At 41.1% G+C, this 1,804-nt stretch carries 2 protein-coding genes; both read left to right on the top strand.

The features are described 5' to 3' along the window. Positions 1-90 precede the first annotated feature (90 nt). Positions 91-570, top strand: coding sequence for a group II intron maturase-specific domain-containing protein (locus F6K37_RS40695; RefSeq protein WP_287256986.1), 480 nt, complete (start codon positions 91-93; stop codon positions 568-570). Beyond that, positions 462-710 (top strand): HNH endonuclease, encoded by a 249-nt coding sequence (locus F6K37_RS45160; RefSeq protein ID WP_353839121.1) that lies wholly within the window; start codon positions 462-464, stop codon positions 708-710. Before F6K37_RS40695 ends, F6K37_RS45160 begins: the two co-directional genes overlap by 109 nt. Positions 711-1,804 lie beyond the last annotated feature (1,094 nt).

The following is a 1,804-nucleotide window of genomic DNA, read 5'->3' as shown; positions in this document are numbered from 1 at the left end:
CAATTGAAGAATTAGAATGTTTGTTAAATCATCTTTTAAATGAAGGAGGGTTAATTATAAAATGGGTACGAAAAATAAAAAACAAAGGCAATGCTGTTATCACAGTTTAAATGCGCAACAGCTTACAGCACAGTATGTAGTAAAGAAACCTTTAACAAAATGGGTCATCTACTCTGGAATAAACTCCAAAGATGGGGATATAGACGTCATTCCAATAAATCAAAAACCTGGGTCAATCATAAATACTGGGGAAGTCTAGGAGAGGATAAACCTGAAACCTGGACACAAAAAACCCAATGGGGAACCCCTCGTAAAGACAGATGGGTATTTAGGACTGAGAATATGTATCTCTTGAAACATGCCTGGACGAAAGTCAAAAGGCACACCAAATTTCAAAATACTCGTAGCCCTTACGATGGTGACTGTACTTATTGGAGTACCAGACTAGGAAAGCATCCTGAATGTACCCGTCCAAAGGCCAAACTTTTGAAAAGGCAAAAAGGGAAATGTGCCTACTGTGGTCTGACCTTCGGCGTAGCCGACGCTTCGCGAACAAGGATGGAGATTTAATGGAAACACATCATATCGTACCACGCGCATTGGGTGGAACTAAGAAACTGAGTAATCTCGAACTGCTCCACCTGCATTGTCACGACCAAATACATGGAAAAAGAATCAACACTAGGTCGTTGGATATCAACCCATGGTAGAGGTACCAATGTCAATGGTTCCCATGATGAGGAGCCGGATCAAGGGAAACCTTCACGTCCGGTTTTGTAGACGAGTTGGGTGAGGCGACTCCCCGGCTTAGTTTAACAAGCTTAAACCCATGAGGGGGCATGAGATTTAGTACAAATGTTCTGCATAAGTTAAATGCTCCCATCCCATAAGGTTGTAACCGTTAAAACTGTTGAGTAACTGTCTGCGCAGCTGAGAACCCCCTTGGCAATTCAGCACCACTTATATGTGGCTTTCTTTGAAGGAAGCTGATCACATAAAGAAACCCGTGAACGCAGCCATTCTTCAAGCCATTCTGTCGGTTGGAAAGCCAAGCACTATTGTATAGCAGAAGTCAGAAGTCAGAAGTTAAACTCAAGCCAAACTGTAGTTTGAGACTTTTGTCATGTCCTAATTACCCTGGCGACTGCTATAGTATTGCGATATGGCAACATAAAAGTGAATAAAAACAAAATTTTGGCGTGTTGTGGCAATTATATTGGATTGATGGTAATATATGTTTGGCAGTATAATAATATTGACCCTCACAGGAGCAAGTCAAAATTGTAGAACCTATGAACTATGTGCTATAAAATCAAGCTAACACTGATCAGGAGGCTATAGTTTGAGTACAAATGCTCGGCATAAGTGGCATCCTCCGGGAGCAGGTCAAATTTGCCAAACTTTTGAACTACTTGACAAAAACTAAAAATTATGTGGCAATTGCTCCGGTCGTCTTAGTTGCAGAAAAGATCAACGTACCATATGAGCTTGGCTTTTACCCATCAGGGGGCTATAGATCAGGTAAAAATATTAGGCGATAGTGACATGCTCCCCCTATTACCTATTACCCATTACCCAGATAAGCGTACAAATGTTATGCATAAGTGACATGCTCCCGCATGCTCCCACTCTGACCACCTGAAACAATTCGTTGAAAGCTTTGCTCTCTATGTTTTATGATATTGACAACTCAAAGCAGGTTTTTGGCGAATTCGAGACAAGTGTCAGGCACTCAGGGAGATAACTTTAATAATAGATTCAACATTTCTGGTGTTAACCATGTCTGAAACAGTTGATAAACTCA

Origin of the sequence: Moorena sp. SIO4E2, assembly GCF_010671945.1 — a bacterium.
Classification (GTDB): Bacteria; Cyanobacteriota; Cyanobacteriia; order Cyanobacteriales; family Coleofasciculaceae; genus Moorena; species Moorena producens.
Note: the sequence above shows the minus strand (reverse complement) of the source record. Positions and strands in the feature narration are given on the sequence as shown.